Below are 12,948 nucleotides of genomic sequence, written 5' to 3' on the forward strand. Positions count from 1 at the left end.
CGATGGGACGCTTTTCAGGTCTTGCAGGGCGAGAAGGCCTAGATCAGCTTGCCCATCGCCACCGCCGTATCCGCCATACGGTTCGAGAACCCCCATTCGTTGTCATACCACGTCAGGATCCGCACCATAGTGCCGTCCATGACCTTGGTCTGATCGGTGTGGAAGATCGACGAATGCGGATCGTGGTTGAAATCCGATGACACCAGCTTGCGGTCGGTATAGCCAAGGATGCCCTTGAGCTGCCCGTTTGCCGCCGTGCGGATCGCGTCGTTGATCTCATCCACGGTTGTCTCGCGCGACGCAGTGAAGGTGAGGTCAACCACGGACACGTTCGGTGTCGGCACCCGGATCGCCACGCCGTCCAGCTTGCCATTGAGCTCAGGCAGGACCAGTCCCACGGCTTTGGCTGCACCGGTGGAGGTGGGGATCATGCTCAGTGCCGCCGCGCGGGCGCGGTACAGATCCTTGTGCATCGTGTCCAGCGTCGGCTGGTCGCCGGTATAGGAGTGGATCGTGGTCATAAACCCACGCTCAATACCGATCGCATTGTTGAGCACGTAGGCCACTGGCGACAGGCAGTTCGTGGTGCAGGACGCGTTCGAGACCACCAGATCGTCCGAGGTCAGACTGTCGTGGTTCACGCCGTATACGATTGTCTTGTCGGCATCTTTCCCTGGCGCCGAAATGAGGACGCGGGAAGACCCGTTGTCCAGATGCGCCTGACAGGCCTCTTTCGACGTGAAGATGCCGGTGCATTCCATGACGACATCCACGTCCGACCAGGGCAGGTCAGCCGGGTTGCGCATCGCGGTCACGCGCATCGGGCCACGGCCCACATCAATCGTGTCTTCGGTGGTTTTCACCTCGACCGGGAAACGGCCGTGCACAGAGTCGAATTGAAGCAAATGCGCGTTGGTTTCGACCGGACCCAGATCGTTGATCGCAACGACCTCGATATCGGTGCGCCCCGATTCAATGATACTCCGCAACACATTCCGGCCGATCCGGCCAAATCCATTGATTGCAACCTTTATGCTCATTCGGGGCTCCTCGCTTTTGGTGGCAGCCGCGCCGGACGGCGCTGTTAACGCTAACAATCAGACCATCATTCCACTGTCAAGCGACCGAACACGCGGTCGCTATCGCCAGAACGCGATCCACTCGAGCAGATCTAGGCCCTTGCGCACCAGAAACAAAAATCCTTCGCCCCCGGTCAGAAAGGCATCCACGCCTATCCCTCCAAGGATCAAAAGCCCCAGGCCAATGGCAATTGAGTTGGTCACGTCACCCACACTTTCTGCTCGGGCCAAACATGCCAGAGCGCAATCGGCTTGTCACGCCACCCCATCACAGGTTCTGTGCCACAGTGGAAACCAGGGGCCTGGAGTGACGGAGGATGCAATTAACGCCATCAATCTTGTGGAAAAACTTGGCGTAATTTCAAAGCACTGGGACCCGCACGTTGTCGCGGATTACAACGACAGCGAAGTCATGGTGGTGAAATTCCAGGGCGAATTTCCTTTCCACAAACACGATAGGACCGACGATTTCTTTCTCGTGCTGACGGGTGAGATGATCATGGATTACGAGGATCGCACATCCGAAGTGGTGCGGGCAGGTGAGATGGTCATCGTGCCCAAAAGAGTCGTGCACCGTCCGCGCGCGGAAAGGGAAGTTCAGGTGCTGCTGATCGAAGCGAAGGGGGAGCCCAATACTTGCGATTCAGACCGGGAACCGGCGTCCAAACCGCGCATTTGACGGCATTCGGGTGTCAACGCGCCGCGTTAGTGCAACAGGCGTCCCATCGCACCCGCGACGTCCGCCATCCGCGCCGAGAAACCCCATTCGTTGTCGTACCACGCCAACACCCGAACCATGCGCTTGCCCACAACCTTGGTCTGGTCTGGCGCAAAGATCGAGGATTGCGTGGTGTGATTGAAATCGATCGAGACCTTGGGTTCCGGATCGTAAGCCAGAACAGTGCCCATATGTGTCGCCGCCGCTTCGGCCACGACCGCGTTCACATCATCTACCGTGACATCTTTCTTCGCATAAAACGTCAGATCGACAGCCGACACATTCGGCGTCGGCACCCGAACGGCCGATCCATCGAGCTTGCCCTTGAGGTTCGGCAAGACCTCGCCCAACGCTTTCGCAGCGCCCGTAGAGGTCGGGATCATCGCCATCGCCGCGGCGCGGGCGCGATACAGGTCTTTGTGCCGACGGTCCAGCGTCGGCTGATCGCCAGTGTAGGAGTGGATCGTCGTCATAATGCCCGACTCGAGGCCGATGGCTTCATCCAGCACTTTCGCGAGCGGTGCGAGACAGTTGGTGGTGCAGGACCCATTTGACACCATCGTATCGCCCGCCACCAGGTCGCGATGGTTGACGCCGTAGACGACGGTTTTCTGCACGTTCTTCGCAGGTGCCGAGATCAGAACCGATTTCGCACCACGTTTCATGTGCACATCGGCTTTGTGGCCATCATTGAATTTGCCGGTGCATTCCAGCACCACGTCACAGCCTGACCAGTCGAGCTCTTCCGGGTTGTAGGTCGAGAAGACGTCCATCGGACCGCGGCCCAGATCCATCGTCGAGCCACTGATCTTCACGTCGCCGGCAAACCGGCCATGAACGCTGTCATATTTCAGAAGGTGCGCGTTGGTCTCAATCGGGCCGGTCGCGTTGATTTTCACAACCTGAACATCATTGCGGCTGCTTTCCGCGATATGCGCGAGCGTGCAGCGCCCGATGCGTCCGAAACCGTTGATACCGAGAGTGACCGTCATGACTGCGTCTCCTGCGTTTTCACGCTTCGTATACCGATGCATGCAATGCGGGCAAAGGCAAAAGCCGTTTTTTCGCAATATGTTAGCGATAAACGTGGCGTGGTGCCTCGTGCTTGCGCTAACAATCGCGCGCCATGCGGAAACCGTTTGCGATAACGGTTTGCACCGTCGCGCGCTGCGGGGAATCACACGGGTGGTCTTGACCGGCAAGTGGCGCTAGGTTTTCGCGCAGACCGGTCGCGTGGAGAGATGGTATGAGTGGCTTGCTGGCCTTGCTGGACGATGTTGCGGGAATTGCAAAGGTAGCGGCGGCCTCTGTCGACGATATTGGTGCTGCGGCGGCGAAAGCCGGGTCAAAGACCGCAGGCGTCCTGATCGATGACGCGGCGGTCACACCGAAATACCTGCACGGGTTCGAACCGGCCCGCGAGCTGCCGATCATCTGGCGCATCGCGCGCGGGTCCTTCATCAACAAGCTCGTCTTTCTTCTGCCCGCCGCGCTGTTGTTGTCCACCTTTGCGCCATGGCTGATCCCGCCACTTCTTATCCTCGGCGGCAGTTACCTTTGCTTCGAGGGCGCCGAAAAGATCGTGCATGTTTTGCAGCCCCATGACGATCACTCCGGTGGCCCGGATGGCAGCCACGACATCGAGGACCCGCTGCATCTCGAGGAAGAGAAGGTCAAAGGCGCCATCAAGACCGACTTCATTCTGTCGGCCGAGATCATGACTATTGCGCTCTCGGTCATCGACAGTGACAATATCTGGATGCAGGGCGCGACACTGGCGCTCGTCGGGATCATGGTGACGGTCGCCGTCTACGGTGCCGTGGCGATCATCGTGAAGATGGATGACGTGGGGCTGTGGCTCAGCCAGGTGGGCAAGCTTGGCATCACGCGGGCGCTCGGACGTGGCATTGTGAAGTTCATGCCGTGGCTGCTGAAGGGGCTGACGATTGTCGGCACGGCGGCGATGCTGTGGGTTGGCGGGTCCATCATCGTGCACTCCGTCGCGCAGATGGGCTGGCATTGGCCCGAGGACACGATCCATCATCTCGCAGTCGCGCTCGGCAATGGGAACGGTTTCCTCGAATGGGCGGTGACCGCAGCCGTTGACTTCGTACTGGGCTTTTTGTGGGGGCTGATCCTGATCCCAGTTGGCGTGAAGGTGGTCGGTCCCGTCTGGAGGGCGATCATGCCCAAGGGGGCTTAACTACTCCTTAACCGCGATGGGACCATGCTCTACCGCATGACAACACCGTGTCCCCTCGATCCCGTCCATTGGCTCCGCAGCGTCTTTTCCGCCAAGGCGGTTGGCCGTGGTGGTGTTATCCATCGCGCCGTGCGCGACGTGGAACGGATCGCGGGGCGCGAGTTGTTCGTTGCCGAAGTCCACAGACGCGGCTTCACACTGGTGGAGAACGGGGAACAGTTCGTGGTGTTCTGCAACCGCGATCCGGTGCGCCTCATCGTGGAGCGTGATCCGCCAAAACTCTCGGAACGGGCCTATCCGGTGTTCCAAAGATCGACGGAGCTGCGCCGCACGTCCTGACAGCACAGAGACTGCGTCACCGCAGTCTCAGCGATGCCGTCCGGCATCGCCCGGATCGCGTCATCGCGATACGACCGATGCGTCACCGCATCGTGCGGGCGGTGTGCACCGCCCGACGCGCACGTCTTACGTGCGCGGGTCCGGCTGCCACTTGCCCTCAATGAGACCCCGCACCTTTTGCGCCACGGCCTCTGCCGTGATGCCGAACTCGGAATAGAGGGTCTCGGCCGGGGCAGACGCGCCGAAGCCATGCATGCCGACAAATCCCGACTTTTCGCGCTTGCCGCGCTCGCCAAAGAGCCACCGGTCCCAGCCAAAGCGAATGCCTGCCTCGACCGCAACGCGCACGGGGCCGCCGGGAAGAACCCGCTTGCGATAGCGCTCGTCCTGCTCTTCGAACAGTTCCCAGCAGGGCATGGACACGACACGCGTGCCAATACCGTCGGCCTGCAGCATATCACGCGCCGCCATGGCAATTTCGACTTCCGACCCGGTGGCCAGCAGGATCGCTTGGCGTTTGCCGTCCGCATCGGCCAGCACATAAGCGCCTTGGGCTACCATATTCTTGGTTTTGTGCTCGGTCCTGACAGTGGACAGGCCTTGCCGCGTCAGCGACAGGACGGAGGGGGTGGAGGTCTGTGTCAGCGCCAACTCCCATGCCTCTGCGGTCTCGACCGTGTCGGCAGGCCGGAAGACCAGCGTGTTCGGTGTAGCGCGGCTGATGGCGAGGTGTTCGACAGGTTGGTGCGTTGGGCCGTCTTCGCCCAGTCCAATCGAGTCGTGCGTCATCACGTAGACCGTCGGCACCTTCATCAACGCCGAAAGGCGCATTGCCGGGCGCGCGTAATCGGTAAAGCACATGAACGTGCCGCCATAGGGCCGAATGCCGCCATGCAGCGCCATCCCGTTCATCGCGGCGGCCATGCCGTGTTCCCGGATGCCCCAATAGACGTAACGGCCCTTGCGGTTGTCGACGTCGAAGACACCCAGATCGCCGGTTTTTGTGTTGTTCGATCCGGTAAGGTCCGCTGATCCGCCGATGGTTTCCTTCACGATGGGATTCACCACTTCAAGAACCATTTCGGAGCTTTTGCGTGTCGCAACTTTCGGCGCGGATTCGGAGATTTGCTTCTTCAGGGCCTTGATGGTCGAGGACAGTTTCTTCGGGGCCTCGCCCGACATCGTCCGCGTGAACTCGGCCCGACGCGTGGCGGAGAGGTCGGCCACGCGCGCCTCCCAGGCCTCGCGTTCCGCAACACCTCGGCGGCCGATGTCTTCCCACGCCGTCTTCGTGTCATCCGGGACTTCGAATGGTCCGGTGGTCCATCCCCATAGCGCCTTTGCGGCCGCGTTCTGGTCAGCGTCGGTCAGCGCGCCATGCCCTTTGGACGTATCCTGTGCCGCGTGGCCGAGGGCGATATGCGTCTTGCAGGCAATCATGGACGGACGGTCGTCGGTCTTCGCCGCAGTGATGGCCGCGTCGATCTCGGACGGATCATGGCCGTCGATTTCCTGGACGTGCCAGCCCGCCGCTTTGAAACGAGCGACCTGATCCGTCCGGTCCGACAACTCAACCGTGCCATCGATTGTGATGTTGTTGTTGTCCCAGAAGACAACGAGCTTCGACAATTTCTGTCGGCCCGCGATGCCGATGGCCTCGTGGCTGACACCTTCCATCAGGCATCCGTCGCCTGCGATTACGTAGGTGTAGTGGTCGACCAGTTTCTTGCCGAACCGCGCCCGCAGGGATTCCTCGGCCATTGCGAAGCCCACGGAGTTGGCAAGACCCTGACCCAGCGGACCGGTTGTCGTCTCAATCCCTTGCGCGAGGAAGTTCTCCGGGTGTCCGGCGGTCTTTGCGCCCCACTGACGAAAGTTCTTGATCTCATCGAGGGTGATTTCGGGATCGCCACACAGGTACAGAAGCGAATAGAGCAACATCGACCCGTGCCCTGCGGACAGGATGAACCGGTCGCGGTCGAACCAATCCGGGCGCGCGGCATCGAATTTCAGGTGCTTCTCGTACAGCACGGTCGCCACATCCGCCATGCCGATAGGCATGCCCGAATGTCCCGAATTCGCAGCCGCAACCGCGTCGAGCGTCAGCGCCCGGATGGCGGCGGCCTTGGTCCAGTGAGCGGGGTTCTGCGCTTTGAGTGTTTCGATATCCACGGGCCAATTCGTCCTTGTCGTAAAGGTGATGAGGGTCGGTCAGGGCGCTCATACCAGTGTTGTGTCAGAGTTCAAGCCGCACGCCTGCGCCGGTCACCGATAGGGGGGCGCATTTTTATGCGCGGATTGTTAAACTTTCACATTAAGAGGACGGAGCGATTCGTTCCGGGAGCACGGAAAAATGGGTGTGACCGCAGTTGGACACGCTCGGGCAGAGAAGAAACAGGGATCAGGCAAATGACCCAGATTGACGAGTTGCAACACCGCATCACGGCGGCTTTGGACAGGGTGGCGCAGGGTGTCGCGCGCCTCGAAGAGCGTGCCTCTGCGGCCTCCAGCCCAGCACCGGAACCACAGGGTGACCCCGAAGAGGTGGCCCGTCTGAAGGAAGCACTCGAAGACGAAAAGCTCGCCAACGCACAATTGGAAGAGCGGGTACGCAAGCTGCATGAAAGTCACCGGGACGAGTTGGAAGCGGCCCGCGCGAGCGCGGCGCCGGGCGTCGATGTCTCTGCCCTAGACCTTGAAATGCAGCGTTTGCGCCAGTCGAACGAGATGCTGCGCGCCACAAACGAAGAGCTGCGCAGCGCGCTTGCCGAAAACGTCGGAGAACCGCATCTAATCAACAAAGCCATGCTGGCCGAGTTGGAAGGCCTGCGCGCCGCGCGCGCGGTCGAGAGCGCGGAAACACAAGCGGTGCTGGCCTCGCTCGAACCGCTCCTCGAAGCGGCAGCGGACAAACAGGAGGCAAGCTGATGCCCGAAGTCGAAATCTCGATCGGTGGACGCAAATTCGATGTTGCCTGCCAGGAAGGCGAAGAGCAGTACCTGCATGCGGCAGCCAAGATGCTGGACACCGAAGCGCAGGTTCTGGCCCAGCAGGTCGGGCGTATTCCGGAAGCCCGCATGTTGTTGATGGCGGGTCTGATGTTGGCGGACAAGACTGCCGGTCTTGAAGACAAGCTGCGCGAAATGGAAGATCGTGCAGCGGGCTATCAATCAGAGCTGCGGATGCTCAAAGACGCGCCGCCACCCAAACCCGAGCGGGTGGAAGTTCCGGTGGTCCCAACCGAAGTCACGGAGACGCTGCAGGAGATCGCCGCGCGCACCGAAGCCTTGGCGCGCGATGTCGAGGAACGGGCCGGGTAGGGGCCGCTTCAAGAAAAAAGGGCGCCTCCGGGGCGCCTTTTTCCTGATACGCAAAGCAGTGTCAGGCGTTTGCTTGACGAATTTTCTCCGCCGCGTCCTTGTCGTAGGCGACGCCGTTTTCATCGAAAAGTGTGTCCAGTTCACCGGACAGCGTCATCTCGGTCACGATATCGCACCCGCCGACGAATTCGCCTTTGACGTAGAGTTGCGGGATGGTCGGCCAGTCGGAATACTCCTTGATCCCCTGCCGAATGCCTTCGTCTGCCAGCACGTTCACATCCGTATAGTCGATGCCCATGTAGTTGAGCACACCAGCCACACGGCTGGAGAACCCGCATTGCGGCATCTCTTTCGTGCCCTTCATATACAGCACCACGTCGTGGGATTTGACGGTTTCCTCGATTTTCTGCGTCGCGTCACTCATTGTCTTGCTCCATCTCTTCGTGGCGTTTCCGGTCCTTGCGGATATACGGCATGGTTGCGCCTATGGTTATTACGGTCACGAGACCGATGGCGGCGAACATCGGCCATGTATTGGCAAGGAAGTCTAGCATTCCGCGCCAGCCTTGGAAGGGGGCTCACCGGGTTTCGCGCCGACGGGTTTCCAAACCAAATAGGCGAATGGCCCAATCAGAAGCACCATGAAGATGTTCCACAGGCGTGCGGGCATCAGTCCGGGGCTTTCGTCGTCAGAGCCAGCGCGTGCAATTCACCGTTCGACCCATCCATCTTGCCCTTGAGCGCCGCGTAGACCGCGCGCTGCTGTTGCACCCGGTTCTTGCCCTTGAAGCTTTCGTCGATGACCTCGGCCGCGTAATGATTTCCGTCACCCGCCAGATCGGTGATGGTGATCTTGGCATTCGGAAACTCTGCGCGGATCAAGTCTTCGATTTCCTGCGCTTGCATGGCCATACTGGGGAACTCCGTGGTTGGTCTTGGTGACGATGTAAGTCGCGGTGGTCTGTTGCGCAAGGCAAGAGACGTGTCGCTCAGGCCGTCAGGGATACCCAGACGGGCACGTGGTCGGACGGTTTTTCCCGGCCGCGTACAGCGCTTTCGATCCAGCAATCCGTCATCATGTCCGCACAGGCGGGCGTCAGCAGGAAATGGTCGATGCGGATACCATTGTTCCGTTCCCATGCACCAGCCTGGTAGTCCCAGAACGAATAATGCCCGCCGCCGTGCGTGCGTGCGCGGAAGGCTTCGGTAAAGCCTAGGTTCAGGATGCGTCGAAACGCCTGACGGGTTTCGGGCAGGAACAGCGCGTCCTTGGTCCATTGCTCCGGCTTCGCGGCATCCTCGGCTTGTGGAATCACGTTGTAATCCCCGGCCATCAGCGCGGGCATCTCGGCCGCCAGAAGCGCCTGTGCGCGCGCATGCAGCCGCTCCATCCACGCCAGCTTGTAGTCGTATTTCGGTCCGGGCGCCGGGTTGCCGTTCGGCAGGTACAGACCACAGACCCGAACAGCGTCCGTTTCACCCACGACCGTGGCCTCGATCCAGCGGGTCTGTTCGTCGTCGTCATCACCGGGCAAGCCGCGTGTGACGTCCTCCAAGGGCAGCTTCGACAGGATGGCGACCCCGTTGAAGCCTTTCTGGCCGTGTGTTTCGACCGCATATCCAAGCTCTTCGATGGCCTCGCGCGGGAAGGCGTCATCGACGGATTTGATCTCTTGCAGGATCGCCACATCCGGGGCGCTCTCGGTCAGCCAGTCTTTCAGGGCCGGCAGGCGCGCCTTGATCCCGTTGATGTTGAACGTGGCTATTTTCATGTCAGACCTCCCGCCATGCCCCTCTATCCCAAGATGCAGTGAGACGCACAAGGCGTGTTTGTACCGAATCGAAACGCAAGGATTCGGCGCTAGATCGAGGTTCTGCGGTCCCGAAAAAGCACAATGTGTCCGGTGTCGTTGACCAAACGTCATCTTATCCACAAGAAATTTGCATTTGTGGACAAGCCAGAACCGCCAATTTCAAAAACAACCTATAGGCGAGTCCTCGTGTGGATAAGATCGCCTAGTACACGTTTAACGATATTCAATATTCACAAATACAATTTTTGCGTGCCAGCCTGAGGCTCTAAACCCTAGCCACAGGAGGTCATCATGACCGCACTTCGTAAGTTCCAGATTACTGAAAACACGCAAGAAATTCAGCAGGAATTCGCCGCAAGCGATATTCACGGCGGAGATGCAACTGCGCTCTTCACCTGCGGTCTCACTTCGACGTCTTCAGGCGACGTGATGCTCGGTGACGCGACCGAGATGTTCACCTGCGGCCTCGCCCCGACGTCTTCCGACAGCCGCACTGGTGACGCCGTTGAGGCTTTCACATGCGGTCTGGGGGTGACCTCCACCGACAGCCGTACTGGCGACGCCGTCGAGGCTTTCACCTGCGGTCTCTCGGCATCCGCGTCCGACACACGCTCCGGTGACGGCTGCGCGCTGTTCACCTGCGGCCTGTAATCCACGTATCTGACCCGGGGCGGGGTGGCCCGTCCTGTCGCCCGAAAAAAATGGAGGCATGGACAATGACCAACGTCATTCAACTCACCCCCCCGTCCCGGATCAACCCGCAAGAGGCGCGCCTCGGCGCGCTTCTGAGCTGCTTCGCCCGCCACCGCCGCACCACGGACGATGTGTTCTGGCTCAAGGAAAACGCAGAGGTCCTCAACATCCTCGAATGCACCGGAACGCAACCTGGTGCCGAAGCGCTCAACCCCTACACCGAGTTTTACGCCAAGATCGAAAAGCGGCTGCAGTTCTTCCCGCAGTACTACCGGTTCTTTTTGTCGATCACCCTCGATCTGGAAGACCTTGGCATGCCGGGCGACCACGCGGAGCGTTTGATCCGATGGGTCGCCGACAAGGACCTGCCGCAGAGCGAATTGTCCGACCTGCAAAGGTTCGAAGCCGTGCGCCTGATGACACGTCGCGGCGTGATGCCGAAAGGCGATATTCCGGCGCTTGAGGCCCGGGCGCGGGACTTCATGGCCCGGTCAGAGACATTCACACTGCCCAACAAGAAGGCCGCCTACGAACTCACGCATATCGTGTTCTATCTGAGCGAATACGGCCGCCGCGATCCGCAGATTGACGCGCAGGCCAAGCGCAGTCTGCATTTCGCCGGGCTGCTGGCCTTCATCGAGCAGAACGCCGATCTGCTGTCGGAAATCTGCATCGCCATGCACTACGCAGGTGAAACGCCAAGCCCGCTCTGGACTGACTGGCTGAAACGCGAAACCGCGCTCTTCCATGTCGAGGAAGGATCACATGTCGGTCTGCAGGACGATTACCACGAGTTTCTGGTCTGCAACTGGCACCAGGCCGTCACCGGTGACCCGGCCTTCGTAAAGGGTTTCGCGTATGACCGGATGCGCTTCGATCACCGTCCCGGTCGCGCCACACCGATGCGAGAGATGTCCGAAGCGATGTTGAACATGGACGCGCGCAGCGGCGATTGGCTGACCATGCGCTTGCATATGGAAGACGCCCTGTCGCAAGAGGCCATGACGGTGCTCGACCAGGCCGAAACCTCATCACAGCACTTTGCGGACTTTTTCCACGGCTTCGCCCGCGCGGATCAGAGCGTCGCCCGCTGATCCTTCTCTGTTTCGGAAATACCTCGGGGGTTTGGGGGCAGCGCCCCCAAGATCGCTACATCGAAAAACTGGTGCCGCATCCGCATGAGGATGTGGCGTTCGGGTTTTGGATCACGAACCGCGCGCCGATCAGCTCCTCGGAGAAATCGATCACCGCATTCGACAGAAACGGCAACGAGATGGAGTCCACCACGACCCGTTCGCCGTGTCCTTCAAGGACCAGATCGTCCTCGGCGGGCTCATCCAGCTTGATGTCGTACTGAAACCCGGAGCACCCGCCGCCTTCGACCGCAACGCGCAGTGCCTTGCCCTCTGCGCCTGCGCCGATCTCGGACAAACGTTCGAACGCACGTTCTGTGACTTTTGGGGGAAGCTGCATGTTGCCCTCGGCTACGCTTTGATTTGTGCTCAACCCTCAATATAAGGATCGGCGGGACAGGCGACAAGAACAGGCGGTGCGGCGATGACGGCGCGATTTGCGTGCGATCCGAAGGGATCGCGGGGCAGGCTTTATCCGGAAGAGGAAAGCGAGTTCCGCTCCTGTTTCCAGCGCGACCGCGACCGGATCATCCACGCCTCGGCGTTTCGGCGGTTGAAACACAAGACGCAGGTCTTCATCGAACACGAGGGTGACTACTTCCGCACACGTCTGACCCATTCGATCGAGGTCGGGCAGGTGGCGCGGACCATCGCCAAGACGCTGGGCCTCGATCTGGAACTGACCGAGGCGGTTGCGCTGGCGCATGACTTGGGCCACACGCCGTTTGGCCACACGGGCGAAGACGCGCTCAATGCGCTGATGCAACCCTATGGCGGGTTCGATCACAATGCCCAGGCGATCCGCATTGTCAGCTCTCTGGAGCGGCACTACGCCGATTTCGACGGGTTGAACCTCACCTGGGAAACTCTTGAAGGCATTGCCAAACACAATGGCCCGGTGGGCGCCCCAGTGCCACTTGCCCTGGCCGATTACAACGCGCGCCACGATCTTGAACTGCACACCCACGCCAGCGCCGAGGCGCAGGTCGCGGCTTTGTCAGACGACATCGCGTACAACCATCACGACCTGCATGACGGTCTTCGTGCCGAGTTGTTTTCGACCGATGAACTGGCCGAACTCCCCATCGTAAGTGATTGTTTTACCGAGGTGGATCGCAAACATCCCGGCCTCAACTACTACCGCCGCAGGCACGAAGCGTTGCGCCGGTTCTTCGGATTGCTGGTCTCCGATGTCATCACCGTGACGCGCCGCAACCTAGCTGACCTCGATCCGCAATCACCGACCGATATCCGGCACGCCGGCCGGATGATGGTGCAATTCTCGCCCGACCTTTGGACGCATCTGAAGGTGATCCGCGAATTCCTGTTCCACCGGATGTACCGCGCTCCCGACGTGGTCACAATGCGCACGCAAGTGACGGATGTGATCAACACGCTCTTCCCGCTCTTCATGTCCGATCCGTCGCTTTTGCCCAAACAGTGGCGCAAGGACGTGGCCGAGGTGACGTCGGACACCGAACTCGCCCGGATCGTGGCCGATTACATCGCCGGTATGACCGACCGCTTTGCCCTGCAAGAGCACGCCCGTCTGACCGGGACCGATGTCATGGACGCGCATTCCTGACCCACGGAAACCGCCATTTGACGCCGCGCGCCAAGGTGGTAGAGGACGTGCCGAGCAAAGGACG

General features: G+C 60.3%; 16 protein-coding genes. 8 read left to right on the top strand and 8 right to left on the bottom strand.

Annotation, left to right across the window (positions count from 1 at the left end; translation table 11 throughout):
• Positions 1-38: 38 nt before the first annotated feature.
• The gene (gene gap / locus BUA42_RS05815; RefSeq protein ID WP_072776797.1) at positions 39-1,040 is read right to left on the bottom strand and encodes a type I glyceraldehyde-3-phosphate dehydrogenase; all 1,002 of its coding nucleotides are present in this window, start codon (positions 1,038-1,040) and stop codon (positions 39-41) included.
• Positions 1,041-1,401: 361 nt separating this feature from the next.
• Here gap (BUA42_RS05815) and BUA42_RS05825 point away from each other — a divergent pair, with 361 nt between their 5' ends.
• Positions 1,402-1,758 (top strand): cupin domain-containing protein, encoded by a 357-nt coding sequence (locus BUA42_RS05825; RefSeq protein WP_072777431.1) that lies wholly within the window; start codon positions 1,402-1,404, stop codon positions 1,756-1,758.
• Positions 1,759-1,784: 26 nt separating this feature from the next.
• Here the strand turns inward: BUA42_RS05825 and gap (BUA42_RS05830) are convergent, their stop codons facing one another.
• A complete protein-coding gene (gene gap / locus BUA42_RS05830; RefSeq protein WP_072777432.1) occupies positions 1,785-2,789 on the bottom strand; it encodes a type I glyceraldehyde-3-phosphate dehydrogenase in 1,005 nt (334 codons plus the stop codon).
• 254 nt (positions 2,790-3,043) lie between these two features.
• Between gap (BUA42_RS05830) and BUA42_RS05835 the strand changes: the two genes are divergently transcribed.
• Positions 3,044-4,000, top strand: a complete 957-nt coding sequence (locus BUA42_RS05835; protein WP_072776798.1) for a DUF808 domain-containing protein — start codon at positions 3,044-3,046, stop codon at positions 3,998-4,000.
• 36 nt (positions 4,001-4,036) lie between these two features.
• The gene (locus tag BUA42_RS05840; RefSeq protein WP_072777433.1) at positions 4,037-4,339 is read left to right on the top strand and encodes a hypothetical protein; all 303 of its coding nucleotides are present in this window, start codon (positions 4,037-4,039) and stop codon (positions 4,337-4,339) included.
• A 126-nt stretch (positions 4,340-4,465) separates the two neighbouring features.
• Here the strand turns inward: BUA42_RS05840 and tkt are convergent, their stop codons facing one another.
• On the bottom strand, positions 4,466-6,511 hold the full coding sequence (gene tkt, locus BUA42_RS05845) for a transketolase (RefSeq protein WP_072776799.1): 2,046 nt from the start codon (positions 6,509-6,511) through the stop codon (positions 4,466-4,468).
• A gap of 237 nt (positions 6,512-6,748) precedes the next feature.
• Between tkt and BUA42_RS05850 the strand changes: the two genes are divergently transcribed.
• Together BUA42_RS05850 and BUA42_RS05855 are read left to right on the top strand one after the other, a co-directional pair.
• Positions 6,749-7,267 (top strand): Rossmann-fold NAD(P)-binding domain-containing protein, encoded by a 519-nt coding sequence (locus BUA42_RS05850; protein WP_072776800.1) that lies wholly within the window; start codon positions 6,749-6,751, stop codon positions 7,265-7,267.
• On the top strand, positions 7,267-7,659 hold the full coding sequence (locus tag BUA42_RS05855; RefSeq protein WP_072776801.1) for a cell division protein ZapA: 393 nt from the start codon (positions 7,267-7,269) through the stop codon (positions 7,657-7,659). The genes BUA42_RS05850 and BUA42_RS05855 overlap by 1 nt, the downstream gene beginning before the upstream one ends.
• Before the next feature lie 61 nt (positions 7,660-7,720).
• On the opposite strand, the gene grxD is transcribed toward BUA42_RS05855, so the two are convergent.
• The 4 genes from grxD to xth form a co-directional block, all read right to left on the bottom strand.
• Positions 7,721-8,083: a Grx4 family monothiol glutaredoxin gene (gene grxD, locus BUA42_RS05860; RefSeq protein WP_072776802.1), complete on the bottom strand. Its 363-nt coding sequence runs from the start codon at positions 8,081-8,083 to the stop codon at positions 7,721-7,723.
• On the bottom strand, positions 8,076-8,213 hold the full coding sequence (locus BUA42_RS21120) for a hypothetical protein (protein WP_178346863.1): 138 nt from the start codon (positions 8,211-8,213) through the stop codon (positions 8,076-8,078). Before BUA42_RS21120 ends, grxD begins: the two co-directional genes overlap by 8 nt.
• A gap of 115 nt (positions 8,214-8,328) precedes the next feature.
• Complete coding sequence (locus BUA42_RS05865; RefSeq protein WP_072776803.1) at positions 8,329-8,571, bottom strand: BolA/IbaG family iron-sulfur metabolism protein; 243 nt, start codon at positions 8,569-8,571, stop codon at positions 8,329-8,331.
• A gap of 77 nt (positions 8,572-8,648) precedes the next feature.
• On the bottom strand, positions 8,649-9,431 hold the full coding sequence (xth, locus tag BUA42_RS05870; RefSeq protein ID WP_072776804.1) for an exodeoxyribonuclease III: 783 nt from the start codon (positions 9,429-9,431) through the stop codon (positions 8,649-8,651).
• Positions 9,432-9,764: 333 nt separating this feature from the next.
• Between xth and BUA42_RS05875 the strand changes: the two genes are divergently transcribed.
• Positions 9,765-10,124 (top strand): DUF6749 family protein, encoded by a 360-nt coding sequence (locus BUA42_RS05875; RefSeq protein WP_072776805.1) that lies wholly within the window; start codon positions 9,765-9,767, stop codon positions 10,122-10,124.
• 65 nt (positions 10,125-10,189) lie between these two features.
• The gene (locus BUA42_RS05880; RefSeq protein WP_072777434.1) at positions 10,190-11,260 is read left to right on the top strand and encodes a DUF6902 family protein; all 1,071 of its coding nucleotides are present in this window, start codon (positions 10,190-10,192) and stop codon (positions 11,258-11,260) included.
• Between the two features lie 55 nt (positions 11,261-11,315).
• Here BUA42_RS05880 and BUA42_RS05885 read toward each other — a convergent pair whose 3' ends face one another.
• On the bottom strand, positions 11,316-11,639 hold the full coding sequence (locus BUA42_RS05885) for a HesB/IscA family protein (protein ID WP_072776806.1): 324 nt from the start codon (positions 11,637-11,639) through the stop codon (positions 11,316-11,318).
• An 84-nt stretch (positions 11,640-11,723) separates the two neighbouring features.
• Between BUA42_RS05885 and BUA42_RS05890 the strand changes: the two genes are divergently transcribed.
• Positions 11,724-12,884: a deoxyguanosinetriphosphate triphosphohydrolase gene (locus BUA42_RS05890; protein ID WP_072776807.1), complete on the top strand. Its 1,161-nt coding sequence runs from the start codon at positions 11,724-11,726 to the stop codon at positions 12,882-12,884.
• Positions 12,885-12,948 lie beyond the last annotated feature (64 nt).

This window comes from Marivita hallyeonensis (assembly GCF_900129875.1).
GTDB classification, from domain to species: domain Bacteria; phylum Pseudomonadota; class Alphaproteobacteria; order Rhodobacterales; family Rhodobacteraceae; genus Marivita; species Marivita hallyeonensis.

Coding starts and splice junctions, on each gene's coding strand:
- BUA42_RS21120 (WP_178346863.1), bottom strand. CDS start 8,213: ATGCTAGACTTCCTTGCCAATACATGGCCGATGTTCGCCGCCATCGGT.
- BUA42_RS05880 (WP_072777434.1), top strand. CDS start 10,190: ATGACCAACGTCATTCAACTCACCCCCCCGTCCCGGATCAACCCGCAA.
- BUA42_RS05890 (WP_072776807.1), top strand. CDS start 11,724: ATGACGGCGCGATTTGCGTGCGATCCGAAGGGATCGCGGGGCAGGCTT.
- BUA42_RS05840 (WP_072777433.1), top strand. CDS start 4,037: ATGACAACACCGTGTCCCCTCGATCCCGTCCATTGGCTCCGCAGCGTC.
- xth (WP_072776804.1), bottom strand. CDS start 9,431: ATGAAAATAGCCACGTTCAACATCAACGGGATCAAGGCGCGCCTGCCG.
- gap (WP_072776797.1), bottom strand. CDS start 1,040: ATGAGCATAAAGGTTGCAATCAATGGATTTGGCCGGATCGGCCGGAAT.
- BUA42_RS05850 (WP_072776800.1), top strand. CDS start 6,749: ATGACCCAGATTGACGAGTTGCAACACCGCATCACGGCGGCTTTGGAC.
- BUA42_RS05835 (WP_072776798.1), top strand. CDS start 3,044: ATGAGTGGCTTGCTGGCCTTGCTGGACGATGTTGCGGGAATTGCAAAG.
- BUA42_RS05855 (WP_072776801.1), top strand. CDS start 7,267: ATGCCCGAAGTCGAAATCTCGATCGGTGGACGCAAATTCGATGTTGCC.
- BUA42_RS05875 (WP_072776805.1), top strand. CDS start 9,765: ATGACCGCACTTCGTAAGTTCCAGATTACTGAAAACACGCAAGAAATT.
- BUA42_RS05885 (WP_072776806.1), bottom strand. CDS start 11,639: ATGCAGCTTCCCCCAAAAGTCACAGAACGTGCGTTCGAACGTTTGTCC.
- grxD (WP_072776802.1), bottom strand. CDS start 8,083: ATGAGTGACGCGACGCAGAAAATCGAGGAAACCGTCAAATCCCACGAC.
- BUA42_RS05865 (WP_072776803.1), bottom strand. CDS start 8,571: ATGGCCATGCAAGCGCAGGAAATCGAAGACTTGATCCGCGCAGAGTTT.
- gap (WP_072777432.1), bottom strand. CDS start 2,789: ATGACGGTCACTCTCGGTATCAACGGTTTCGGACGCATCGGGCGCTGC.